Origin of the sequence: Nocardioides sp. R-C-SC26 (assembly GCF_021246465.1) — a bacterium.
In the GTDB taxonomy this organism is placed as follows: Bacteria; Actinomycetota; Actinomycetes; order Propionibacteriales; family Nocardioidaceae; genus Nocardioides.
In genome coordinates, this window is the sequence record NZ_JAHRHK010000005.1 from 147,036 (window position 1) to 170,001 (window position 22,966).

The 22,966-nt window shown below is 70.9% G+C and carries 20 protein-coding genes; 16 read left to right on the plus strand and 4 right to left on the minus strand.

Annotation, left to right across the window (positions count from 1 at the left end):
• Positions 1 to 6: 6 nt before the first annotated feature.
• From KSO97_RS06595 to KSO97_RS18240, 7 genes are all read left to right on the plus strand, one after another.
• Positions 7 to 879 (plus strand): ABC transporter substrate-binding protein, encoded by an 873-nt coding sequence (locus tag KSO97_RS06595; RefSeq protein WP_232677289.1) that lies wholly within the window; start codon positions 7 to 9, stop codon positions 877 to 879.
• Between the two features lie 13 nt (positions 880 to 892).
• Positions 893 to 1,741 (plus strand): amino acid ABC transporter permease, encoded by an 849-nt coding sequence (locus tag KSO97_RS06600; protein WP_232677290.1) that lies wholly within the window; start codon positions 893 to 895, stop codon positions 1,739 to 1,741.
• A complete protein-coding gene (locus KSO97_RS06605; protein ID WP_232677291.1) occupies positions 1,738 to 2,472 on the plus strand; it encodes an amino acid ABC transporter ATP-binding protein in 735 nt (244 codons plus the stop codon). Before KSO97_RS06600 ends, KSO97_RS06605 begins: the two co-directional genes overlap by 4 nt.
• A 105-nt stretch (positions 2,473 to 2,577) precedes the next feature.
• Positions 2,578 to 3,732 carry a CaiB/BaiF CoA-transferase family protein gene (locus KSO97_RS06610; protein ID WP_232677292.1) on the plus strand — a complete coding sequence of 385 codons (1,155 nt, stop codon included), beginning with the start codon at positions 2,578 to 2,580 and terminating at the stop codon, positions 3,730 to 3,732.
• Between the two features lie 139 nt (positions 3,733 to 3,871).
• Positions 3,872 to 5,317 (plus strand): NAD(P)/FAD-dependent oxidoreductase, encoded by a 1,446-nt coding sequence (locus KSO97_RS06615; RefSeq protein ID WP_232677293.1) that lies wholly within the window; start codon positions 3,872 to 3,874, stop codon positions 5,315 to 5,317.
• Between the two features lie 75 nt (positions 5,318 to 5,392).
• Positions 5,393 to 5,587 carry a CsbD family protein gene (locus tag KSO97_RS06620; RefSeq protein ID WP_232677295.1) on the plus strand — a complete coding sequence of 65 codons (195 nt, stop codon included), beginning with the start codon at positions 5,393 to 5,395 and terminating at the stop codon, positions 5,585 to 5,587.
• A gap of 97 nt (positions 5,588 to 5,684) precedes the next feature.
• Positions 5,685 to 6,290, plus strand: a complete 606-nt coding sequence (locus KSO97_RS18240) for a CPBP family intramembrane glutamic endopeptidase (protein ID WP_232677296.1) — start codon at positions 5,685 to 5,687, stop codon at positions 6,288 to 6,290.
• Positions 6,291 to 6,293: 3 nt separating this feature from the next.
• Here the strand turns inward: KSO97_RS18240 and KSO97_RS06630 are convergent, their stop codons facing one another.
• A complete protein-coding gene (locus tag KSO97_RS06630; RefSeq protein ID WP_232677297.1) occupies positions 6,294 to 7,169 on the minus strand; it encodes an NAD(P)H-binding protein in 876 nt (291 codons plus the stop codon).
• A gap of 236 nt (positions 7,170 to 7,405) precedes the next feature.
• Between KSO97_RS06630 and KSO97_RS06635 the strand changes: the two genes are divergently transcribed.
• Complete coding sequence (locus KSO97_RS06635) at positions 7,406 to 8,998, plus strand: DEAD/DEAH box helicase (RefSeq protein ID WP_232677298.1); 1,593 nt, start codon at positions 7,406 to 7,408, stop codon at positions 8,996 to 8,998.
• Between the two features lie 156 nt (positions 8,999 to 9,154).
• On the opposite strand, the gene KSO97_RS06640 is transcribed toward KSO97_RS06635, so the two are convergent.
• On the minus strand, positions 9,155 to 9,874 hold the full coding sequence (locus KSO97_RS06640) for a MerR family transcriptional regulator (RefSeq protein ID WP_232677299.1): 720 nt from the start codon (positions 9,872 to 9,874) through the stop codon (positions 9,155 to 9,157).
• 153 nt (positions 9,875 to 10,027) lie between these two features.
• Here KSO97_RS06640 and KSO97_RS06645 point away from each other — a divergent pair, with 153 nt between their 5' ends.
• The 5 genes from KSO97_RS06645 (at position 10,028) to KSO97_RS06665 (ending at position 15,047) form a co-directional block, all read left to right on the plus strand.
• Entirely contained in the window at positions 10,028 to 11,239 is a 1,212-nt protein-coding gene (locus KSO97_RS06645) for an acetyl-CoA C-acetyltransferase (RefSeq protein WP_232677300.1), read from the plus strand.
• Between the two features lie 164 nt (positions 11,240 to 11,403).
• Positions 11,404 to 13,596, plus strand: coding sequence for a 3-hydroxyacyl-CoA dehydrogenase NAD-binding domain-containing protein (locus KSO97_RS06650; RefSeq protein ID WP_232677301.1), 2,193 nt, complete (start codon positions 11,404 to 11,406; stop codon positions 13,594 to 13,596).
• Positions 13,597 to 13,668: 72 nt separating this feature from the next.
• The gene (locus tag KSO97_RS06655; protein WP_232677303.1) at positions 13,669 to 13,989 is read left to right on the plus strand and encodes a hypothetical protein; all 321 of its coding nucleotides are present in this window, start codon (positions 13,669 to 13,671) and stop codon (positions 13,987 to 13,989) included.
• A 28-nt stretch (positions 13,990 to 14,017) separates the two neighbouring features.
• Positions 14,018 to 14,434 (plus strand): hypothetical protein, encoded by a 417-nt coding sequence (locus KSO97_RS06660; protein WP_232677304.1) that lies wholly within the window; start codon positions 14,018 to 14,020, stop codon positions 14,432 to 14,434.
• 151 nt (positions 14,435 to 14,585) lie between these two features.
• On the plus strand, positions 14,586 to 15,047 hold the full coding sequence (locus tag KSO97_RS06665; RefSeq protein WP_232677305.1) for a hypothetical protein: 462 nt from the start codon (positions 14,586 to 14,588) through the stop codon (positions 15,045 to 15,047).
• 38 nt (positions 15,048 to 15,085) lie between these two features.
• On the opposite strand, the gene KSO97_RS18245 is transcribed toward KSO97_RS06665, so the two are convergent.
• Complete coding sequence (locus tag KSO97_RS18245) at positions 15,086 to 17,815, minus strand: LuxR C-terminal-related transcriptional regulator (protein WP_232677306.1); 2,730 nt, start codon at positions 17,813 to 17,815, stop codon at positions 15,086 to 15,088.
• Positions 17,816 to 17,917: 102 nt separating this feature from the next.
• On the opposite strand from KSO97_RS18245, the gene KSO97_RS06675 reads away from it, so the two are divergent.
• Positions 17,918 to 18,445, plus strand: coding sequence for a hypothetical protein (locus KSO97_RS06675; protein WP_232677307.1), 528 nt, complete (start codon positions 17,918 to 17,920; stop codon positions 18,443 to 18,445).
• 82 nt (positions 18,446 to 18,527) lie between these two features.
• On the opposite strand, the gene KSO97_RS06680 is transcribed toward KSO97_RS06675, so the two are convergent.
• On the minus strand, positions 18,528 to 19,667 hold the full coding sequence (locus KSO97_RS06680; protein ID WP_232677308.1) for a hypothetical protein: 1,140 nt from the start codon (positions 19,665 to 19,667) through the stop codon (positions 18,528 to 18,530).
• 141 nt (positions 19,668 to 19,808) lie between these two features.
• Between KSO97_RS06680 and KSO97_RS18250 the strand changes: the two genes are divergently transcribed.
• Both KSO97_RS18250 and KSO97_RS06690 read left to right on the plus strand, forming a co-directional pair.
• Positions 19,809 to 22,385, plus strand: coding sequence for a helix-turn-helix transcriptional regulator (locus KSO97_RS18250; protein ID WP_232677310.1), 2,577 nt, complete (start codon positions 19,809 to 19,811; stop codon positions 22,383 to 22,385).
• A 47-nt stretch (positions 22,386 to 22,432) separates the two neighbouring features.
• On the plus strand, positions 22,433 to 22,900 hold the full coding sequence (locus KSO97_RS06690; protein WP_232677311.1) for a hypothetical protein: 468 nt from the start codon (positions 22,433 to 22,435) through the stop codon (positions 22,898 to 22,900).
• Positions 22,901 to 22,966: the final 66 nt, after the last annotated feature.

Here is a 22,966-nt window from a genome sequence, read left to right on the forward strand (position 1 = left end):
TCGGCCATGACGACGCCCCGCCGCCTCCGCGCGCTGCTCCTCGCCACACCTCTCGCCGTCGCCGCCATCACCGCGTGCGCTCCCGCCGAGGAGAAGGAGCCGGTGGTGACCGATGCCGCCACCGCGACCGACTGCGTCGCCGACGTCGATCTCACCGCCCCCGGCGTCCTCACCGTCGCCACCGACTCCCCGGCGTACGACCCCTGGTTCACCCAGAACGACCCGACCAACGGCGAGGGCTACGAGTCCGCCGTGGCCTACGCCGTCGCCGACAAGCTGGGCTTCTCCGCCGATCAGGTCGCGTGGAAGACCGTGCGGTTCAACGCCTCCTTCGCCCCGGGCGAGAAGGACTTCGACTTCGACATCAACCAGATCTCGATCACCGAGGATCGCCGCAAGGCCGTCGACTTCTCCACCGGCTACTACTCCGCGGCGCAGGCCGTCATCGCGCTCGCCGACTCCCCGGTCGCCTCGGCCACCACCGTCGCCGAGCTCGCCGACTACAACCTCGGTGCCCAGACCGGGACGACGTCGCTCACCGCGATCCGCGACATCATCAAGCCGGCTAACGACCCCTCGGTGTTCCAGGACACCAACGCGGCCAAGCAGGCGCTGATGAATGGCCAGGTCGACGCGATCCTGGCCGACCTCCCGACGGCGTTCTACATCACCGCGGTGGAGATCCCGAAGGGCCAGATCATCGGCCAGTTCCAGCCCGAGACCGGCGAGCAGGAGGAATTCGGCCTGCTGCTGGAGAAGGGCAGCGCCCTCACGCCGTGCGTCGACCTCGCGCTGGACGAGCTCCGCGCCGACGGCACCCTCGCCGAACTCGAGAAGACCTGGCTCAGCGACACCGTCAACGTGCCCGAACTCCAGTAGAAGCGGTCCTTCCGTGTCTGACTGGACGCCGAGTGCGCGCGAGCTCGAGCGCCGACGGGTGCGCGCGGCCCAGCGCCGTCGGTCGTTGGGCGTATCGAGCGCTGCAGTGGTGGTGTTCTTCGGCATCGCGATCGCGGCGCTGGTCAGCTCTCCGGGCTTCGCGGCCGTCCGGGAGTCGTTCTTCGACCTCGACTTCGCGGGCGACTCCGTCGGCGGGATCGCCAGCCACTTCTGGGTCAACGTCAAGCTGTTCTTGATCTGCGAGGTGCTGATCCTCGTGGTCGGCCTGACCGTCGCCCTCACCCGTGCCTCGCGAGCGCCGGTGCTCGCGCCGTTGCGGATCCTCGCGGTCGTCTACGTCGACGTCCTGCGCGGGATCCCCACCGTGCTGCTCGTCCTTCTCCTCGGATTCGGGGTGCCGGCGCTCCAGCTGCAGGGCCTGACGTCGGACCGCACGGTCTGGGCCGGCGTCGCGCTCGTGCTCTCCTACGGCGCCTACGTCGCGGAGGTCTTCCGCGCCGGCATCGACTCCGTGCACCCCTCGCAGATCGCCAGCGCCCAGGCGCTGGGGCTCTCCCAGGGCGAGACGATGAGGTTCGTCGTGGTGCCACAGGCCGTCCGCCGCGTCATCCCACCGCTGCTGAACGACTTCATCTCGCTGCAGAAGGACACCGCGCTGGTCTCGGTGCTCGGCATCTTCGACGCCGTCTTCTACGCCCAGGACTACGCGAACTACCACTTCAACTACACCCCGTACGTCGTCGTGGCCGCGTTCTTCATCGCCCTCACCATCCCCACCGCCCGTTTCACCGACTGGCTGCAGGCGCGGATGCGGGCCCGCGAGCAGGCGGCCGCCCGATGAACGCGCCGCTGCTCCAGGTGCGGGGGCTCCGCAAGAGCTACGGCGAGCGGGTCGTGCTCGCCGACGTCGACCTTTCCGTGTATGCCGGCGACGTCGTGTGCCTGATCGGGTCGTCGGGCTCGGGCAAGTCCACCTTGCTGCGCTGCCTGAACCTGCTCGAGCCGATCGACGACGGCACGATCCATCTCGACGGTCGTGAGATCTCCGACCCACTCATCGACCCGCGCGAGGTGCGGCGTCAGGTCGGGGTCGTCTTCCAGGCCTACAACCTGTTCCCGCACCTGAGCGTGCTGGACAACTGCACGCTCGCGCCGCGCCGTGTGCACGGCCTCTCGCGCGCGGACGCCGAGTCGGCGGCGCGCGAGCTGTTGATGAGGTTCGGGCTCGGCGACCACGTCGACCACCACCCCGATCGGCTCTCCGGCGGGCAGCAGCAGCGCGCCGCTTTGGTCCGCGCGCTGTGCCTGCGGCCCTCGGTCTTGCTGCTCGACGAGATCACCGCGGCGCTCGACCCCGAGCTCGTCGGGGAGGTGCTGGCGCTGGTCCGCGAGCTCGCTGCCGACGACGTCACCATGGTGCTCGCGACCCACGAGATGGCCTTCGCGCGCGACGTCGCCACCACGGTGTGCTTCCTGCACGAGGGTCGGATCCTGGAGTCCGGACCGCCCTCGCAGTTGTTCGGTGCGCCACGGGAAGAGCGGACGCGGGCGTTCCTGAGCCGGGTGCTGTAGGTCGGCGGCGTCGAGCGGTGGCGAGATTCACCGGGTAGCCGGTGAATCTCCTCCCCGCCAAACCACCACACCAACCCTGACAGTGGTTCTGTCATGATCGGGCGCATGAGCGTGACACTGGGTCAGGGAACCGGCCCCCTGCGGGGCGTCAAGGTCGTGGAGATCGCGGGCATCGGCCCGGGTCCGCACGCGTGCATGCTGTTGGCGGACCTCGGGGCGGATGTCATCCGCGTCGAGCGCCCTGGTGGCCAGATGCTCGCCGGTGGTACCACCATGCTGCTCAACCGCGGCCGTCCGAGCGTCGCGCTGGATCTGAAGAGCCCCGAGGCGACCCAGGTCGTGCTCGACCTGGTGAAGGACGCCGACATCCTCATCGAGGGCATGCGCCCCGGTGTCACCGAGCGCCTGGGCATCGGCCCCGAGGACTGTCACGCGGTGAACCCGCGCCTGGTCTACGGCCGGATGACGGGCTGGGGTCAGACCGGTCCTCTCGCGCAGTCCGCGGGCCACGACATGAACTACATCGCCATCACCGGCACTCTCTTCGGACTGGGGCAGGACCCCGCCCGCCCGCACTTCCCGAGCAACCTCGTGGGCGACTTCGGCGGCGGCTCCACCTACCTGGTCATCGGCGTCCTCGCCGCCCTGCTGGAGGCGAAGATCTCCGGGCAGGGCCAGGTCGTCGATGCCGCGATCGTCGACGGCACCGCCAGCCTGAACGCGATGACCAACGCCTGGCTCGCGGGCGGTGGCTACCAGGAGGTGCGCGGCGCGAACATGCTCGACGGCGGCGTGCCCTTCTACGACATCTACGAGACCAGCGACGCCAAGCACATGTCGGTCGGCGCTCTCGAGCCGCAGTTCTTCGACCAGCTCGTCACCATCCTGGGCGTCAAGGAGACCTGCCCCGGGCAGGCCGACCTCGGGCAGTACGACGAGATGCGCCGCATCTTCACCGAGACGTTCGCCACCAAGACCCAGGCCGAGTGGGTGGAGATCTTCGAGGGCACCGACGCGTGCGTGGCCGGCATCGTGCCCATGAGCGAGGCCGCCGGCCATCCTCACCTGGTCGCCCGCGGGACCTTCGTGGAGAAGGACGGCATGGTGCAGCCGGCGCCCGCGCCGCGCTTCTCCCGCACCGACGCCACACTCTCGACACCGCCGCCCGCTACCGGTGAGCACACCCGAGACGCCCTGACGGCGTGGGGCATCGCCGACGTCGACGACCTGATCGCGCGCGGGGTCGCCGTCCAGGCCTGACTCGGGGACAGCGCGTCCGTTTCCGCACGCGACACGCCCCGGAGCGTGGGTCGGGGGCGTTCGAGAGTGGACGCGCCTTCCGGAAGCCGAGCGGGACCGAGGTATTGAACATCCGTCAATAAGCGCCTACCGTGCTGCCATGGTGAACACCCCTGAGCACGTCGACGTGCTGATCGTCGGTGCCGGCCTGAGCGGCATCGGCGCCGCGTGCCAGATCAAGGCGGGACACCCGCACCGCAGCGTGGCGATCCTGGAGAGCCGCGACGTCAGCGGCGGCACCTGGGACCTGTTCCGCTACCCCGGCATCCGGTCGGACTCCGACATGTTCACCTTCGGCTACCGGTGGCGCCCGTGGCCCAGCGACACCGCGCTGGCCGACGGCGAGCTGATCCTCGACTATCTGCGCACCGTCGCTGAGGAGAACGGCGTCGACAAGCTGATCCGGTACCGCTACAAGGTGATCGCCGCCGACTGGAGCAGTGCCGACGCGCGCTGGACCGTCCGCGTCGACCACGACGGCGCCGAGCTCACCCTGACGTGCTACTTCCTCTGGGGTGCCACCGGCTACTACGACTACGAGGAGGGCCACCGGCCGGAGTTCCCGGGCGAGGAGACCTTCGCCGGACAGATCGTCCACCCGCAGTTCTGGCCCGAGGATCTCGACTACGCCGGCAAGAACGTCGTCGTGATCGGATCCGGTGCGACGGCGGTGACCCTGGTGCCCTCCATGTCACCGACCGCGGGCCACGTGACGATGCTCCAGCGCACGCCTACCTACATCCTCCCGCAGCCCGCACGCGATCCGCTCGCCGTCGCCCTGCGCCGGCTGCCGACGGCCGTCAGCTACCCCGTCGTCCGCGGTTCCAACATCCTCAAGCTCGTCGCCAACTACCAGCTCGCGCAGCGGTTCCCCACGCGCGCCAAGGGCTTCGTGCGCAAGTTCACCGAGCGGCAGCTGCCCGACGGCGTCTCCTACGACAAGCACTTCCAGCCGCCCTACAACCCGTGGGACCAGCGGCTGTGCGTCGTGCCCAACAGCGACCTGTTCCGGGCTCTGCGCAGTGGAAAGGCCTCGGTCGTCACCGACACCATCGAGACCTTCACCCCGACCGGCATCCGCACCACCGACGGCACCGAGCTGGACGCCGACATCATCATCACGGCGACGGGTCTGAAGCTGAAGATCTTCGGCGGCATCGAGCTGTCGGTCGACGGCGAGCGTCAGACGCCGAACGACCACATGGCCTACAAGGGCATCATGCTCAGCGGGATCCCGAACTTCGCCTACACGATCGGCTACACCAACGCCTCGTGGACGCTGAAGGCCGACCTCGTCGGCGACTACGTCGTGCGGTTGTTGGCCCACATGGACCGCATCGGCAAGCGTGCCGTCGTGCCCGTGCGCGACCCCGAGGTGGAGGAGCGCCCGTTCATGGACCTGGCCTCCGGCTACGTCCAGCGCGCGCTCGACGTCATGCCCAAGCAGGGCGACCGCGCGCCGTGGCGGTTGAAGCAGAACTACTACGCCGACGTGCGCGCGGTCCGACACGGCGCGATCGACGACGGCGTGCTCGCCTTCAGCTGAGGCCGCGGCGGGGCCTGCGGCGAGGCACCCCAGAGGGTGTACGGATCGCCGGGGTCGCCGGGTTCACTCGAAGGCATGGGTATCGGAGACAAGATCAGCAACAAGACAGAGGACTTCGGCGGCAAGGCCAAGGAGGCCGCAGGTTCCGCGACGGGCAACCAGGAGCTGGAGAACGAGGGCAAGGCCGATCAGGCCAAGGCTTCGCTGAAGGACGGCGTCGAGAAGGTCAAGGATGCCGCGAAGGACATCAAGGACGGGTTGACCAAGTAGTCCCGACCGTCGGTCGCCCTCCGAAGGAGTCGTCATCGCAGGAGTTCGGACGTCGCATCAGACGACGTCGCCCGGACTGAGCACGAGAAGCAGGCAGGTGGCCACGGCCGCCTGCCTGCTTCTTGGTGCGGTAGTGCTCGCGCTCTCCTTCACGATCGAGCCGGGCTCGATCTGGTTCTACCCCTCGGCCGTCGCGCTCGCGCTGGTCTGGGTCGCCGGCGGGCTGGCGTCCTGGCCTCTCCGGGCGGGCCACGCCCCGGGCCTCTCGACGTCCGCGACGGCAGCGGTGGGCCTGGGCCTGGGTCTTCTGCTCGCCGGCGTGTTCGTGCTCGGGGCTCTCGTCGTCCGGGCGATCGACCCGCTGGCAGACCAGGTCGCCTCGGTGCTGGGCTACGCGACCGAGGGATCGCTCCTCGCATTGGTGGCGATCACCACGGTGAACGGCATCGGCGAGGAGCTGTTCTTCCGCGGCACCGCGTTCGATGCCCTGTCGCGCCGCCCTGTGCTCTGGTCGACGCTCATCTACGTCGCCGTCACGGCGGCCACGGGCAACATCATGCTGACCTTCGCCGCCGTGCTCCTCGGCGTCCTGGTCGGACACGAGCGCCGCATCACCGGCGGCGTTCTCGCCCCGGTGCTCACGCACCTCGCGTGGTCGCTGACCATGCTCCTCGCGCTGCCGCCGATCTTCGGCCTGCGGTGAATCTCACCGCTTGACGGCCGCCCGGACCGCCGCGGCGTAGGTCAACGGCTCGCCCGGCACCAGGTCGCGGATCGCGTGATCGGTCACGACCACCGCCACCCCCATCGAGTCGATCAGGTGGCGCCCGGTCGTCGCATCGACGTCGGTCACCAGGCCGATCCAGTGCGACGAGAGTCCCGGGGTCAGCACCGGCACGGTTCGGATCGGGATGCGGCGGCCGAGGATCACCTCGGCGGCCTGCTGCAGCATCTCGACGTAGGTCAACTGGTCGGGACCGCCGATCTCGAAGACCCGCCCCAGGGCGTCGGGCTCGTCGACGACTCCGGCCAGGTAGCGGACGACGTCGGCGAGCGCGATCGGCTGCGTCGGCGTCTCGGCCCACCGGGGCACGACCATGGCGGGCAGGTTCTTCACCAGCTGACGGGTGATCTCCCACGAGATGCCGCCTGTGCCGACGACCACGGCGGCCCGGAGCACCGTGACCGGCACGCCGCCCTCGGCCAGGGCTCCCTCGCACTCCCGGCGCGATCGCAGGTGGGCCGAGAGGTCGTCGGAGGCGCCCAGCCCGCCGAGATAGACGATCTGGCGGACGCCCGCCTCGGCCGCGGCCTGTCCGAAGGCGCGCGCGGCCGCGGCGTCCTTCCGCTCGAAGTCGTCGTCGTCGAGCGAGTGCACCAGGTACACGGCGACGTCCACGTCCTGCAGGGCCGGCGCCAGCGAGCCCGGGTCGTGGACGTCGCCGTGAACCGGCTCGGCGGGGCCCACGTAGTCCTCCGGCGCGCGCGTCATCGCGCGCACCTCGTGGCCGGCGTCGATGAGCGCCGGGATGAGTGCCGAACCCACGAAACCGGTGGCACCGGTGACCAGTACGTGCGCCATGTCACGAACCTAGGAGCAGGCGCCGATGCGGTGGCTCACCCCGATCGCGGCTACCGTGGTCACATCAGCCCGTCCGGTCTTGCCTCGGGCTCCGCGTGATCACAGCGACAACACCCGGTTCGTCCCCGACCTGCCGATCGTCGCGTGGCCACGCCCCTCCTCGTGAGGCTCATGCATCCATGCGCCGCCACCCGGCCGCGCAGCTTGGCGAGACACCCGAACGTGAGTGATTCGCCATGACTGCTTCCTTCCTCGACCTCGGCCTGCCCGCAGACCTGACGCGCGTGCTCGCCGAGCACCAGATCCAGACCCCCACGCCGATCCAGGCCGCGACCCTTCCCGACTCGCTGGCCGGGCGCGACGTCCTCGGCCGTGGCCGTACCGGCTCGGGCAAGACCTACGCCTTCCTGCTGCCTGTCGTCGCCCGCCTGGCCGCGGGACGGCGTGCGCGGTCCGGGCGCCCGCGTGCGCTGATCCTCGCGCCGACCCGCGAGCTGGTCGGCCAGATCGGCGACTCCCTGGCGCCGCTGGCTCAGGCCGCCGGCCTCACCACCCAGACCGTCTTCGGCGGCGTCGGCCAGAACCCCCAGGTCGTGGGCCTGCAGCGCGGCGCCGACATCGTGCTGGCCTGCCCCGGCCGGCTCGAGGACCTGATCTCCCAGGGCCACTGCTCCCTCGACGACATCGAGGTCACCGTTCTCGACGAGGCCGACCACATGGCCGACCTCGGCTTCCTCCCGGGGGTGCGTCGCCTCCTGCAGAAGACGCCCCAGAACAGCCAGCGGCTGCTCTTCTCGGCCACGCTCGACAACGCGATCGACACGCTGGTCAAGCAGTTCCTGACCAAGCCGGTCGTGCACGAGGCCGACTCCGCGCAGTCGCCGGTCGCCGCGATGGACCACCACGTGCTCCACCTGTCCACGCGCGACCAGCGACTGCCCGTGCTCGTGGACCTGACCCGCGCGCCCGGTCGTACGGTCGTCTTCACGCGCACCAAGCACGGCGCCAAGGCGCTCGCCCGGCAGCTCAACCGCAACGGCGTGCCGTCGGTCGACCTGCACGGCAACCTCAGCCAGAACGCCCGCACGCGCAACCTCGAGGCCTTCCACGAGGGTCGCGCGACGACGCTCGTGGCGACCGACATCGCCGCGCGCGGCATCCACGTCGACGACGTCACGCTCGTCGTCCACGCCGACCCGCCGGTCGAGCACAAGGCCTACCTGCACCGCTCGGGCCGTACGGCGCGAGCCGGCGCCGCGGGCACCGTCGTCACGCTGATGACCGACGACCAGGCGCGCGACGTCCGTGCGCTCACCAAGGCAGCCGGGATCCGGCCGACCACGACCAAGGTGTCCGATGCCGGCCACCCGATGCTGCGCACGCTCGCCCCCGGCGAGCGGGTCAGCGTGCCGGGCGGCTACGTGCCCGAGGATGCCCCCGTCACGTCATCCAACGGCGGCTCCGGACGGTCCTCGGCCGGTGGCGCCGGCGGTGGCCAGTCGCGCAACCGCCGTCGCGGCGGTGCGGGCCGTGGAGCCGGTGGCTCCGGTGCCGGCGCCGGTGCGCGTGGCGAGAGCGGCGCCGGTGGCCGCAAGGGAGGCCAGTCGCGTCCCCAGTCCAAGGGCGGTGCGGCGTCGACGTCGAGCTCGGGCGGCCGCTCGTCGCAATCCGCCCAGGGTGCGAAGTCCGCAGGCGGCCAGGGCGGCCAGCGTCGTCGGACCCAGGGCGGTCAGGGAGGTCAGGGCGGTCAGGGTGGACGCCGTCAGGGCACCGGGTCTACCTCCGGCGGTCGCTCGCACTCCGCGGCATCCTTCTCCGCCAAGCGCTGATCCCGGCGTCCGCCTGTGGGGGCGGTGAGTTGTTGAGGAAACGACCGGCGCGAAACCCCGGTACGTCACCGCCGGACCGAGAGCGCCGACGCGAAACCTCTGTCAATCACCGCTCTCGACGGCCTATGGCCGCATGAGGGTCGTTTGTGCGTCGCCTCAGCGAGTGGGACGGCTCGAGTACGCCGAGCGCGCGGCGCGGTTGATCGCCTGTTCGTAGGCCGTCACGAGCCCGCCGACGGCGAGAGGCTTGAGCCGCTCCATCACCTCGCCGAAACGCGCGGAATCGGCCGTGCCGTAGAGCGGGGCCAGGCGCGCGAAGATGACGTCGTGCAACTCGTCGGCCATCTGCTGGCCGTGGTCGAGGTAGATCGCCCGGGCGGCCTCGGCGACGCTGCGAGGGAAGCCGAGCTCGAGCAGCTGGACGCCGATGCCGAGCTGGGTGCCGGCGACCAGGTAGCGATCCTCCCGACGTCGGACGATGCCGAGTGCGACCAACGTGGCGATGTCCTCGTCGCTGAGCTCGCGGCCGGCCCGCTGCTGCAGCTCGGCGCGGGTCATGTCCACCGGAAGGTCGGACTGCCACGGCGCGAGCATGGTGCGGGCGAGGGCGATGTCCTCCGGATCGGCGTCCTCGGGCAGGCCCGAGACGTAGCGCTCGATGGCGGCGAGGGTGAACCCGTGCGCCTGGAGCTCCTGCACGAGCTCGAGGCGGGCGACGTGGCTGGCGGTGTAGTAGCCCGAGCGTCCGCGCCGGATCGGCGGCGGTACGAGGCCGCGGGAGGTGTAGAAGCGTATGTTGCGCACGCTCAGACCGACCCGCTCGGTGAGCTGCTCCAGCGTCAGCGGCACCTCGCCCGGCTTCTCGACGTCCCTCATCTCGACCTCCTCTCCGCTGCGTGCGACGACGTCACACCGTGATCGTCTTGACGATTGTGACAGTATTGGTGTCACAATCGAACCGCAACCGCCGCGCCCGCGTGGCGCATCGCGGTTCCTCCACCTGTTCATCCCAGTGATTCAAGGACGGTCATGGCAGAAGCATTCGTGTACGACCACCTTCGTACGCCGCGCGGCAAGGGCAAGGCGGCCGGCTCCCTCCACGAGGTGAAGCCCGTCGATCTCGTCGTGGGCCTCCTCGACGAGATCAAGGTGCGCAACCCCGGCCTCGACCCCGAGCGCGTCGACGACGTGGTGCTCGGTGTCGTCTCGCCCGTCGGCGAGCAGGGCGGCGACATCGCCAAGACCGCCGCTCTGGCCGCGGGCTACCCCGACACGGTCGCCGGCGTGCAGCTCAATCGCTTCTGCGCCTCGGGCCTCGAGGCCGTCAACCAGGCCGCCGCGCGCATCCGCGGTGGCATGGAGGACCTGATCTTCGCCGGTGGCGTCGAGTCGATGTCGAACGTCGCGATGGGCTCCGACGGCGGCGCCTGGGCGTCCGACCCGGCCACCGCGTTCAAGGCGGGCTTCGTGCCGCAGGGCATCGGCGCCGACCTGATCGCCACCCTGGAGGGCTGGAGCCGCGAGGACGTCGACGCGTTCGCCGCCGAGTCCAACCACCGCGCCGCCAAAGCGTGGGCCAACGGCTACTTCGCCGACTCGGTCATCCCGGTCAAGGACATCAACGGTCTGACCGTGCTCGACCACGACGAGCTCATCCGCCCCGACACGAGCGTCGAGGGCTTGGCCGGTCTCAAGCCGAGTTTCGCCGGCATCGGCCGCGACGCCGGCTTCGACGACGTCGCGCTCGAGAAGTACCACTGGGTGGAGAAGATCAACCACGTCCACCACGCCGGCAACTCCTCCGGCATCGTCGACGGCGCGTCCCTGATGGCGATCGGCACCGAGGAGATCGGCACCGAGCTCGGTCTGACGCCGCGCGCGCGCATCGTCTCCATGGCGGTCTCGGGCGCCGACCCGACCATCATGCTCACCGGCCCGGCTCCGGCGGCCCGCAAGGCGCTCGCCAAGGCCGGCCTGGAGACCAAGGACATCGACCTCTTCGAGATCAACGAGGCGTTCGCCGCCGTCGCGATGCGGTTCATGCGCGACATGGGCATCAGCGACGAGATCACCAACGTCAACGGCGGTGCGATCGCGATGGGTCACCCGCTCGGTGCGACCGGCGCGATCATCCTCGGCACCCTGATCGACGAACTCCAGCGCCGTGACCTCAAGCGCGGCCTGGCCACGCTCTGCGTCGGCGGCGGGATGGGTATCGCGACGATCGTCGAGGTCGTCTGAGCGGCTCCGCCGCTCGGACGACTCGATCATCGTCGCGATACGACGGTGGTCGAGTAAGCGACCGCGACTGAGGAACGAAGTCGCGCAGAGCGCATCGAGACCCGGTGAGACGAGCGCACGTACGCCGTCTGCCGACACCACGACTTATTCAGAACAGGACACCCATGAGCACCACGACCGAGACCGCGGTCCGCTACGACCGCGACGCCGACGGCATCGTCACCCTCACCCTCGACGACCCGAACCAGTCGGCGAACACCATGAACGCCCTCTACATCTCCTCGATGAAGGACGCCGTGGACCGCCTCTACGCCGAGGCCGATGACGTCTCCGGCGTCGTCATCGCCAGCGCGAAGAAGACCTTCTTCGCCGGCGGCGACCTCAAGGACATGGTCACCGCGACCCCCGACACCGCCGAGGACGTCTTCGCGATGGCCGAGAACGTCAAGGCCGCCCTGCGCCGCCTCGAGCTCTTCGGCAAGCCCGTCGTCGCCGCCATCAACGGCGCCGCCCTGGGCGGCGGATTCGAGATCTGCCTGGCCGCCAACCACCGCATCGCCGTCGACAGCCCCAAGGTCGTCGTCGGTCTGCCCGAGTCGCAGCTCGGCCTGCTGCCCGGTGGCGGCGGCGTGACGCGGATGGTCCGCAAGTTCGGCCTGCAGTCCGGCCTGATGGACTACCTCCTCACCGGCGCCCAGTTCAAGGCGGCCCAGGCCAAGGAGAAGGGCCTGGTCGACGAGCTCGTCGCTACCCAGGACGACCTGGTCCCCGCCGCGAAGGCGTGGATCAAGGCCAACCCCGACGCGCACCTGAACCCGTGGGACGCGCCTGGCTACAAGATGCCCGGCGGCTCGCCCAAGTCCCCCGCGCTGGCCGGGTTCCTGCCCGCCTTCCCCGCGTTGCTGCGCAAGCAGACCAAGGGTGCGCTCTACCCGGCCGCCCGCGCGATCCTGAGCGCCGCGGTCGAGGGTGCCAACCGTGACTTCGACACCGCCTCGCGCATCGAGTCGCGCTACCTGACCAACCTGATCATCAACCAGGGCTCGAAGAACATGATCCAGGCGTTCTTCTTCGACCTCCAGGCGATCAACTCCGGTTCCCTGCGCCCGCAGGGCATCGAGCCCTTCAAGGCCACCAAGGTCGGCGTGCTCGGCGCGGGCATGATGGGTGCGGGCATCGCCTACGTGTGCGCGAAGGCCGGCATGGACGTCGTCCTCAAGGACGTCGCGGTCGAGAACGCCGAGAAGGGCAAGGCCTACTCGGCCGGCATCCTGGACAAGGCGATCGCCAAGGGCCGCTCGACCGAGGAGGCCAAGGCCGAGTTCCTGGGCCGCATCACCGCGACCGCCGACCCGGCCGACCTCGCCAGCTGCGACCTGGTGATCGAGGCCGTCTTCGAGGACCCGTCGCTCAAGGCCAAGGTCTTCGCCGAGGTCGCACCGCACGTCAACCCCGACGCCCTGCTGTGCTCGAACACCTCGACCCTGCCGATCACCGAGCTCGCCGGCGGCGTGGACCGCCCGGCCGACTTCATCGGTCTGCACTTCTTCAGCCCCGTCGACAAGATGCCGCTGGTCGAGATCATCAAGGGCGAGCAGACCACGGACGCCGCGCTGGCCAAGGCCTACGACGTGGTGCAGCAGATCAAGAAGACCCCGATCGTGGTCAACGACAGCCGTGGCTTCTACACCTCGCGGGTCATCGGCACGATGACCTACGAGGGCCTCGCGATGCTGGGTGAGGGCGTCCACCCGGTCTCCATCGACCGTGCGACGACCCAGGCCGGCTACCCCGTCGGTGTCCTGCAGTTGTGCGATGAGCTCAACATGGAGCTCATGGCCAAGATCGAGAAGGCCACGCAGGACGCCGTCGAGCGCGACGGAGGTACGTGGGAGCGCCCGGCCGGCGCGCTCGTCGTCGACAAGATGATCGAGTTGGGCCGGAGTTCGCGCCTGGTGGGCAAGGGCTTCTTCGACTACGACGAGAGCGGCAAGCGCGCCGGTTTCTGGTCGGGGCTCGGCGAGACCTTCCCGGTGGCCGAGCAGCAGATCCCGCTGCAGGACATGAAGGACCGCCTCCTGTTCATCGAGGCGATCGAGACGGCCAAGTGCTTCGAGGAGGACGTCATCACCTCGGCCGCCGCCGCCAACATCGGCTCGATCATGGGCATCGGCTTCCCGCCGATGACCGGTGGTGCGGCCCAGTTCATGACCGGCTACGAGGGCGTCGACGGCGAGATCGGGCTGTCGGCCTTCGTCAAGCGGGCCGACGAGCTGGCCGACGCCTACGGCGAGCGGTTCCGCCCGAACGCGTGGTTGCGCGACCTCGCGGCGTCCGGCGGCTCCTTCCCCGCCTGATCGATCGCACCACGAGTCGGCCCGTCCTCCCGGTGAGGGCGGGCCGGCCGCGTCGTGGGGCACCATGGGTCGATGGGACCAGAGCCTCGATTCCCCTGGCGCGGTGTCGCCATCTACTCCGCAGCCGTCTCGGTGGTCTTCTGGATCGGCTTCTCCTCCGTTCTCACGGCCGAGGACACCTCGATCGGCGGAGGCATCCTGCTGTTGTGGATCGCGGCAGCGGGACTGCCCTGGTCGATCGCCCCGATGTCGGTGCTGATGAACATCGAGGGTGGGGGAGAGCCCTGGGTCCTGGCGCTCTGGGTGACCGCGCTCGCCAACGGCCTCCTCGTCGCGTGGTGGTCCCATCGGCGCGCAGGCCGACGTGCGGCCCGGCGACCGCCCGCGCTGTGACGTACGAGGCGGGTGAGACGGTAGCGGCATGAACTCGGTGCTGCCTCGTCCGTCCTCTCCGGTGATCCGAATCGCAGCGTGCGTGCTGACCCTCGCCGTCGCGTTGGTGGGCTGCGGCGGCACGGACGACGATCAGGACGCCGCGGCGTCGCCCTCGGCCGAGCAGGGCGTCGACGACGTCGTGCCCGAGCTGGCGCCCGCGCAGCCGACGGAGGGTGGGACGCCGCTGGACGGCGCCCAGATCGACCAGGGGCTGGCCGACAGCCTGGTCGCGCTGATCGGCGCCGAGGAGGCGACGGTGGAGGGGCGGCGGATCGTGGCGATGATGCCGGGCGACTCGGCGGGCGCCGACGACGTCTGCGCCGTCGCGATGACGGCGGCCGGAGCGGTGGGTGCCGCGGCCGCCGTCGTGCTCCGTTACGCCGATCGCGACGTCCGCTGCTGAGCCCGACCTGCGGCCGGTCGCGTTGACCCGTCTTCAGATAAAGACGGGTCAACACCACCGGGTCGCTGCCGGCCGGTCCGGTGACGGTGCGCTGACGGGTGAGTAGGAACTGCTCACGACGGCGATCATCCGTTCTCGCCACGCTGCGGGCATGACTCCATCGCTCTCCACCACCCACGGCGCCCGCGTCCGACATCTCGCCGCGGTCTCTGCCGTCCTTGCCGCGCTCGCCCTCACCGGATGTGGCAAGGACGACTCCGCGCCGAAGCCGGCACGCGTCAGTGATGTCGCCGACGGAGGTGTCGTGAGCCCTGACGGCGATGGCGAGGTCATCGACGAGCTGGGCCAGGCGCTCGGCGACGAGTCCGGCGTCGACGAGGCCATCGACGCTCTGGGCGACGACGGTCTCAACGACGTCCTCGGGCAGGCCGCGACGGGATCGATCGGAGCGGAGGATTATGTGCTCGAGGACGGTCGACTCGTCTTCGTCTTCGAGGAGGAGGCCGCGGAGAAGCCCAGCGCGTGCCTGATCGCGACGACGGCGGCGGACGGCGTCGGCGCCACGGCGACCATCGTCATGCGGTTCGCCGACGGCGACGTGGTCTGTCCCTGAGCCACGGCCCCCGACGACGAGTGCAGGGGCATCGGATCTCAGTCGGCCCCCGGCGGTTCGAGCTCGCCCCGCTCGGCCAGCTCGACCAGCTCGGCCCGCCCACGCACGCCGAGCTTGGCGAAGATCCGACTCAGGTGGTTGTCGACGGTGCGCACGGACAGACCGCACGCATCCGCGATCTCACGGCTGCGGGCGCGCCGTGCCGCGAGCCGGGCGATCTCCCACTCGCGCGCCGAGAGTTCACCACTCGGTCGCCGGTGCCCGCGATGCTCGAGCCACGCGGTGACCTGGCCGTCGGACGAGACCTGCTCGGCAGCGCGCTCGAGTCGTCGGGCGGCCTCGCGAGCACCGCGCTCGCGCGACCACAGCGCCGCGGTCGTGAAGGCGTGCGCCGCCCGACCAGGCGAACCGAGGCGGGCGAGATCGGCCGCGGCGGATTCCAGGCCCTTCACGTCCCCGTCTACCAGTGCCCTCGCACGGGCCGCAAGCACGGAGAAGAACCGGCTGCGAGGTGCCTCCTCCGCGAGGACACGAGCCAACGCGGGTCCGTGCACGGTCGGTGAGAGCACCAGCACCTCGTCGAGGGCGACCAGCCCGAGGTGGGCATGACTCTGCTCCAGCGCCCGCTCGGCGCTCGCGCGCAACGGTGCGACGTCGCCGACGGGGCTCAGCGCCACCTCGACCCGCGCGAGGTGCAGATCGACCTTGACGTCGGTGCGCGCGGTCGCGTCCAGGGACCGCACGAGGTCGCGGGCCTGGTCGGCACGTCCGGATCTGGCCGCGCACACCGCCCGCAGGGCTCGCGCAGTGTGCTGGAGGCCGGTGAAGTCATGCCAGGCCAGATGCCGATCGGCTCGGTGGGCCAGCACGGTCGCGCGGTCGAGCTGACCGGCGTGCAGCGCGACCTCTGCCGTGGCGTAGGCCCACAGCCCCGCTCCGGGGTGGGCATTGCGCCAACAGTGCTCGCGCTGTCGGCGACCGAGTTCCTCCGCCTCGCCGAACCGGCCGTCGAACGCCAGGGCGAGGTAGCGCGACAGCATGAGCAGGTGCTCGAGGTGGTCGGGCGAGAGGTCCAGGATGCGCAGCTGGTCGAGCGCGTCGTCGACGGCCCGGTGCGCCTGGTCGATCGGACCGTCCAGGCAGGCGATCATCGCCTCGATCGCCAGGACCCCCGGTGGGTCGCCGGCAGTGGGCTGCGCAGGTTCGGCACCGACGACCGGATCGAGGTGCGGCATGCCCGCCATCAGGCGCCACTTCACCAGGTCGGCCTCGAGGAGTCGCACCGCGCTCGCATGATCCGCGTCGATCATGACGCCACCGCGCTCGCCTGGGGCGCTGGCGCGCACGTGGTCCCGCAGGTCTTCGATGATCCGCACCGCTCGTGCGGGGTCGCCCTGTCGAACGGCCACCAGGAGGCCCAACTCCTGACCGAGCTCCGCGAGCAGCTCGACCGGGAGGCCGGAACGCACCGGCAGAGCGGACTCGGTCGGAACGGCGGGGCGCCGGTGGCCGGTCACGGCGACGTCGAGATCGTCCGCGGCACCGTCGAGATCCCCCCGTGCGATCCGGGCACGCGCGCGCACCAGGAGGTGGTGCGGATCCTCGCCCGGGCATCGGGGCTCCAGCACTGCCAGATCGTCCAGGAAACCGGCCTCCGTCGCTGCCGCCGTCGCTGCGGCGACGCGGACCGCGGGTGCGTCGCCCCGCGCTCGCAGCTCCAGCACCACGCGACGGACCAGTGTCTCGGCACCGTCCCCGTCCGGGTCCGCCGAGGACACCGCCGCGTAGGCGCCCAGCAGCACCTCGTGCCGTGCACGGGCCCCGAGTCGCTCGACGACGCCCGCGGCGACGACGGCATCGGCAGGGACGACGACCGCCTCGCGACGCCCCCCGCCGTCCGCCTCCTCGACGCGGAGCAGCCCGGCCGCGACGCTGACGTCCACGGCGGCGAGGTCGAGGAAGCGCTCCGGCATGCGCCCGGCCACGGCGACGATCTCGATCGTGCTCCGTGCGTGGGGAACCGCCGCCAACCGGGCGTCGAGTCGCCGCCGCAGTCGCTCGGTCAGCATTCCGGGACCTAGCCGCAGGCCCGATGGGGTCGTCACGGCGTCCGCTGTGCCGGCTTCCACCACCTCCAGCACGATGCCTGGCAACCCCCGCGAGGCGGCCAGCACCCGCGCCCCGGAGACGACGTCGAGCTCGTCACCGGCGTGGCGGGCGGCGAGAGCGAGAGTGTCGTCGGGTGTCAACGGCGCCAGGCTCACGACACCGATTCCTGCCCCGGCGGCGTCGGCGACGCTGCGGGGCAGGCCTTCCGCACTCTCGCTGGGGGCCACGACCTGGGCCCCCGCCCGCACGAGCTGGGCCACCAGCACGCTCGTCGCCCGGTCGAGCCGGTCGACGTCGTCGACCAGGAGTACCGCCGCGTCCTCGCGCAGCAAGCGCGGGAGGGCGGTGTAGGCCGCCAACAAGTCGGCGGCATCCAGGCCGTACCGCGCTATCAGTGGTGCTGCAGGGGCGAGCGGAACTCCCGGAACGGTGTCACGACCAGCGAGGAGATCGCACTGTCGCTGGGCGTCGCGCAGCCGGTCGCACACCTCCGCGAGCAGACGGCTTCTACCGGAGTCGCGAGTGCCGACGAGGAGCGTGATCGCACCGACGGCCGCCTCGTCGACGGCTGACAGGACGGCGCGCAGCTCAGGTGAGCGGCCCACCAGGAGCGGCGCGCGCAATGCTGGGATCCGCGCGGAGTGATCCTCGCCGTCCACGGACGCGACCGTAGCCGGTCGACGCCCCGCACGGGCCCGCTTGGCGCGATGGAGCAAGAACTACTCACGCGGTCACCGACACCCGACGCCGACCCTGGTCGCATGACGACCCCTCGACGCCTGTGCCGCTCGACCTTGCTGCCCACCCTCGCACTCGGGGCGACTCTCGCGCTCGGGGCCTGCGGCGACGACCCGGCGACCGAGTTGTCGGAGCGGCTGGCCGAGAACAGCCTCGGCGGCGAGGTGGACATCGATCGGGACGGCGAGGGCTTCTCGATCACGACCGACGACGGCTCCGTTGTCGCCGGCACCGGTGCGCTGCCCGAGGGGTTCCCCGACATCCCGCTGGTGGACGGGCCGATCCTCTCGGCCGTCGCGGTCGACGGACCGGACGGGGATGCGGGCAACGGATGGGCCGTCGGCATCACCGCCGAGGGCGAGACCTCCGCGATCGTCGCGGACGCGGCGCAGATGCTGGCCGCCGCGGGCTTCACCGCCGACGAGACGGCAGCGGTGCCCGGCATCGACATGGCTCAGCTGAGCGACGGCGACTACGAGGTCTTGGTCAGTGCCACCGCGAACGGAGACGGCACCGCCACCGTCCAGTACGTCGTCAGCCCGAGGTCCTGACCGCCGGTCTGCCGCGAACGTGACACGGGCCGGGATCGCAGCGCGATCCCGGCCCGTGCGCTCTGTCACGTTCGACCGCGAGTCACCGAACCAGGAACGAGGAACGTGCGGACCGGCCGCTCGTGGCGCCGGCGACGGCGACGCTCCACGCGCCGCGTGCGGCCTTCTTCAGTTTGATCGAGGCCGTGAAAGAGCCGTCGGCACGCACCCGGGCCACCGAGCTGAACGCCTTCGATCCCTTGCCGGCGCCGCCGCGCACGGCGATCCGCACCTGCTCGCCCGGACGGAACCTCGTGCCGCTGATGGCGACCTTCTTGCCGCTCTTGACCTTCTTGGTGACCTTCACCGAACCGCCGACGGCGCTCACCGCGGCCTGGACCGCGGCGGTCTTGGTGCCGTTGGTGATGCGGACCTGGGTGTTGCCGGGGCGCAGGTACGGCGGCACCGTCACCACGGCGTCGACCTTGCCCGAGGCATCGATGGGGACACGGGCGACGGAGATCCCGCCGATGGTGACGACGGCCTGCGCCGGCGGCGTCGTCGGCGCCTCGGTCAACAGGTTGAACGCGGTGACCCGCACGCGCTGGCCCTGGCGCAGCGCATAGGTGTCCAGCCGGATCTCCGCGGGAGCGGCAAGGTCGTAGACGGCGACGTCGAAGAATGACGGCTCGCCGAAGGCGGCATCGCAGGCGAACTTGTACTCCAGGAACTCACCCTGCTGGTCGGTGCCGGTGAACCACACCTCGACCAACGTGGGCCGCTGGGGATAGATACCGGCCCCCCACCGTGTCTCCTGCTCGATCTCGGGGATGTCGAAGGGCTGGGAGGGGTCGTAGGTCGCGGCGGGGAACGTCCGGTAGAAGTCGAGCCGCGACACGATCTGGTTCTCGAACCGGAAGAGCACGTAGATCTGCGCATCGACCACGGTCTCGGGGATGTAGCCCGCCGGGAACACGCCGAGGTCGACCTCGGTGGTCACGTCCTGCTCGGCGGGGATCGGCGAGGGGTGGTTCAGCCGGACGGTCGGCGACCACGGCAGATTGTCGGCGACGCGGATGTTCTGAGCCGCGGGGAACTTGCGCACCTCGCAGTCGCGGAAGTTCACGGTGCGGGTGACCTCGGCGGCCATGGCGCCGGTGGTGGCGGTGCCGACAACCGTGAGGCCGGCCGCGGTGAGGCCGCCGAGCGCGGCGATAGCGAGTGGGCGGGTGCGTCGAGACACGCGGTGACTCCTCGGGTAGGTGCTGGGCGCCGACCTCCGGCGCCACGGGTGGGAGAGGAGCATCCCGGGAGCGGCCTGTGACGTGCCTGAGCAAGTTCTACTCACCGCTGACCGGCGGGCTCGTGGCCTAGGTTGGGCGCCGTGCTCGACAGCTCGCCCCTCGGCAGAGGTCCCATCGTCGCCGACCTGGTCGAGCGGCTGCGCGGGGACAGTGCTGTCGTCCTCGGCGCGACCGGCCTGGGTCGGACGACGGTCCTCCGTGCCGTCGCGGACGCCGGAGGAACCGCCCTGGTCGCCGGTCGAGAGTCGCTCGATCAGTCGCCGTTCGTGCCGTTCCTCGCTCTTCTCGCCGAGCACGGACTGTCGCCGGACGACCCTCTCTCGGTGTTGGCCGGGCTTCCCTCGGCGTTGCTGGCCTCGCGCGCCCGGCTCGTCGTCGACGACATCGAGCGTCTGGATGCTGCCAGTGCCGTGCTGCTCGGGCAGAGCCTCCGGGCCGGGGTTCCGATGGTGCTGGGGCTCACCGAGATCACGGCTGCGCCCGAACCGTTGCGCGACCTCGTGCTCACCATGGCGCAGAGCCGTCTGACCCCACTCGGCGCAGACGACGCGGCGGACCTCGGTGCGCGGTGCGCGGGTGGCCCCCTCGATCCGCCGAGCGTCGCCGCGCTCTGGCGTCGCTCCCACGGCATCCCCGGCGTGATCACCGCGATCGTCGATGCCGCCGTCGCCTGCGGTGCCGTCCGCCAGACGCGAGCCGGCATCCACCTGACCCGGCTGCCGGCGACGCATACGGCGCTCGAGGCTCTTGGGCTGAGTACGGACGCGCTCGAGCGTCATCGACCCCTCCTGCAGCTGGTGGCCGTGGCGCACCGGATGCCGGTCGGGGCGCTCCCCGCGGACGAGCTCGCGGCCGCGACGGCCGATGGCGTCCTGCGCGAGGACGGCGCAGTGGCCTGGCTTCCTGCACAGCTCGCCGTCGACTGGGCGCTCGCAGAGCTGTCCGGCGAGCGTCGACGCGACCTCGCGCGGCGCGCAGTGCTCGGTCTGGACGCGGTCGCCGGCGGGGAGTCGCTCCCCTGGAGGACCCATGCCGCGCGGCTGCGGACCCTGGCTGGCGACGGCGACGCCGTCGTCGAGACGGCGCGGTGGCTGGCCTCGACCGATCGTCGCGAGGAGGCCCTGGCGCTGGTGGGAGGCAGCGAGCTCACGGCGGCCGACACCGGCAGGCGGGACGCGGTCGAGCAGCGGGAGCGGGCCGGTGGGCGCAGCGGCCTCCCCGAGCCGCCGGTGCTCCTGGCGCGCGCCGACGTGCTCGCCGACCTGGGTCTCGTCGATGCGGCGATCGCCACCCTCGACCTCGCGGCGGTCGAGGCGACCGAGTCGGAGCTGCTCGATATCACTCGCCGACTGGCAGACCTCTTGCGCGGCGGCGTCGAGGAGGACGCTGCCCTCGATCAGCGCCTTCTCGCGTTCGCGTCCCGACTCGAGGACGCAGAGCTTCGGCGCCGGTGGGAGGCGGCGGTGGCCCGTCGTCAGGTGGTGCGGGGGGCCGCGATGACATCGGAGGAGGATCCATTGGCCGCGCTGCTCCGCGAGTCGCTGACCGGTTCGCTGTCGGCAGCGCGTGCCGGATCGGGGGTGACCGACCTCGCTCCGGGCTCGCTGCCGGTGGTCGAGGCGGACACCCCCGACGAGATGTCCATGGATCGACACTTCCGGGTGCTGATCCACTTCCTCTCCCTGGTCTACGACGGTCGACTCGTGGAGGGTCGGGAGATCGCCGAGCACGAGTACGCCCTCGCCACCCATCGCGTAGACCCCGTGTTGGGACTCTGGAGCTACAACCGCACCAAGATCGCGTTGCACGCCGGCCAGTACGAGGAGTCGGCCCGCGTCGGGACCCAGATGATGCGCGACCTGGAGTGGCGCGATCCCTTCGGGCTGCTGGTCTCCGGACGCGCGCTGCTCGCCTCGGCCGTGGCGCGACTCGGTCGGATCGTCGAGGCCGAGGCCATGATCGCCGACCTCGGTGCCATCGACGCCGATCTACCTCGCGCCCGGCTCGGCATCGCCCGCGTGCGTGCAGAGCGACTTCTGCTCGAGGGTCGCCCCCACGATGCTGCGGAGGCCCTCGCGGAAGCGGGTCGATGGGCGCTCGACCACGACGAGGCGCACAGCGGGCTGCTCGGTCTGGACGAGGCGTTCTGGTGCGATCCCACACCGGAACGTGCCCGTCCGCTGGTCGAGGCGGAGGAGCGCTCGGGTCTCACCGCTGCCTTCGCCATGCGCGCCAAGGGCCTGCTCGACGGCGACACCGGCGCGATGACGCGTGCCGCCGAGCTGTTGGAGCAGGCGATCCAGCCCGGGCGCGCGGCGTCGACCTGGACGGCGATCGCACGGCGGGCCGACGAGACGGGCGATGTCGAGGGGAGCTCCGCGGCACGCCGGCAGGCGGCGCGACTGGCGCTGCGTTGGTCGTGCGTCCCGTGGCCCGACCGTGATGACCGGATCACACCCCTGAGCGAACGGGAGCACGAGGTCGCCCGGCGCGCCGGGGCTCGGCTGCGCAGTCGAGAGATCGCCGAACAGCTCGACCTCAGCAGCCGTACGGTCGACAACCACCTCGCCCGGGTCTTCCGCAAGGTCGGGGTGCGCAGTCGGGAGGAGCTCGCCGAGGTGCTGGGGATCGGGACGGCCGCGATGGTCAGACGATGATCCGCCGGGTGAGGCGATCGACGCGACGCGCTCACTAGCGTCACCGCATGAGCGAAGAGAACCCGGACGCGACCGAGCACGACGGGCCCGACGACGCCCACCGTCGACCGGACGGCGTCACCGATGCGACCGTCGAGGCGCTGGGCAAGCTCTCGGCGGCGCTCGACCACGTGGAGGACGCGCGAGGTCACCTCTACGCCTTCCACCGGCTGTGCGGTAGCGCCGAGCGCACCTGGGAGGAGGCGACCGAGCTGTTGCGCGAGGCCGGCCACACCGAGCTGGCCGATCTGTCCGACCGCGACGTGCTCGGTGGCAATCCGCTACCGGGCATGTGGTCGTTCCAGATGGTCGAGGCCTACGACGATGGCTACTACGCGCGCGCGCGAGCGCTGCACCAGCGAGCCCTCGACGAGCTGGTCGAGGGCCGCCGCCACCTGTTCGAGGCCGAGATGAAGGAGCTGCGACGCACGCACGGCCGGCGGGGCCACGAAGCGACCCCGGACGACGTCTCGTAGTCGGACCCCATCGTCGCCGCGGTCACCCCAAGGGTGGGCGTGGGAGTGGAGGGGGCGGGGCACCGG

Excerpts from the sequence above, each read along its gene's own strand:
- KSO97_RS06690 (WP_232677311.1), top strand. The coding sequence starts at position 22,433 with ATGAGCGAAGAGAACCCGGACGCGACCGAGCACGACGGGCCCGACGAC.
- KSO97_RS06655 (WP_232677303.1), top strand. The coding sequence starts at position 13,669 with ATGGGACCAGAGCCTCGATTCCCCTGGCGCGGTGTCGCCATCTACTCC.
- KSO97_RS06675 (WP_232677307.1), top strand. The coding sequence starts at position 17,918 with ATGACGACCCCTCGACGCCTGTGCCGCTCGACCTTGCTGCCCACCCTC.
- KSO97_RS06610 (WP_232677292.1), top strand. The coding sequence starts at position 2,578 with ATGAGCGTGACACTGGGTCAGGGAACCGGCCCCCTGCGGGGCGTCAAG.
- KSO97_RS06620 (WP_232677295.1), top strand. The coding sequence starts at position 5,393 with ATGGGTATCGGAGACAAGATCAGCAACAAGACAGAGGACTTCGGCGGC.
- KSO97_RS06645 (WP_232677300.1), top strand. The coding sequence starts at position 10,028 with ATGGCAGAAGCATTCGTGTACGACCACCTTCGTACGCCGCGCGGCAAG.
- KSO97_RS06605 (WP_232677291.1), top strand. The coding sequence starts at position 1,738 with ATGAACGCGCCGCTGCTCCAGGTGCGGGGGCTCCGCAAGAGCTACGGC.
- KSO97_RS06635 (WP_232677298.1), top strand. The coding sequence starts at position 7,406 with ATGACTGCTTCCTTCCTCGACCTCGGCCTGCCCGCAGACCTGACGCGC.
- KSO97_RS06660 (WP_232677304.1), top strand. The coding sequence starts at position 14,018 with ATGAACTCGGTGCTGCCTCGTCCGTCCTCTCCGGTGATCCGAATCGCA.
- KSO97_RS06665 (WP_232677305.1), top strand. The coding sequence starts at position 14,586 with ATGACTCCATCGCTCTCCACCACCCACGGCGCCCGCGTCCGACATCTC.
- KSO97_RS06630 (WP_232677297.1), bottom strand. The coding sequence starts at position 7,169 with ATGGCGCACGTACTGGTCACCGGTGCCACCGGTTTCGTGGGTTCGGCA.
- KSO97_RS06595 (WP_232677289.1), top strand. The coding sequence starts at position 7 with ATGACGACGCCCCGCCGCCTCCGCGCGCTGCTCCTCGCCACACCTCTC.
- KSO97_RS06640 (WP_232677299.1), bottom strand. The coding sequence starts at position 9,874 with ATGAGGGACGTCGAGAAGCCGGGCGAGGTGCCGCTGACGCTGGAGCAG.
- KSO97_RS06650 (WP_232677301.1), top strand. The coding sequence starts at position 11,404 with ATGAGCACCACGACCGAGACCGCGGTCCGCTACGACCGCGACGCCGAC.
- KSO97_RS06615 (WP_232677293.1), top strand. The coding sequence starts at position 3,872 with ATGGTGAACACCCCTGAGCACGTCGACGTGCTGATCGTCGGTGCCGGC.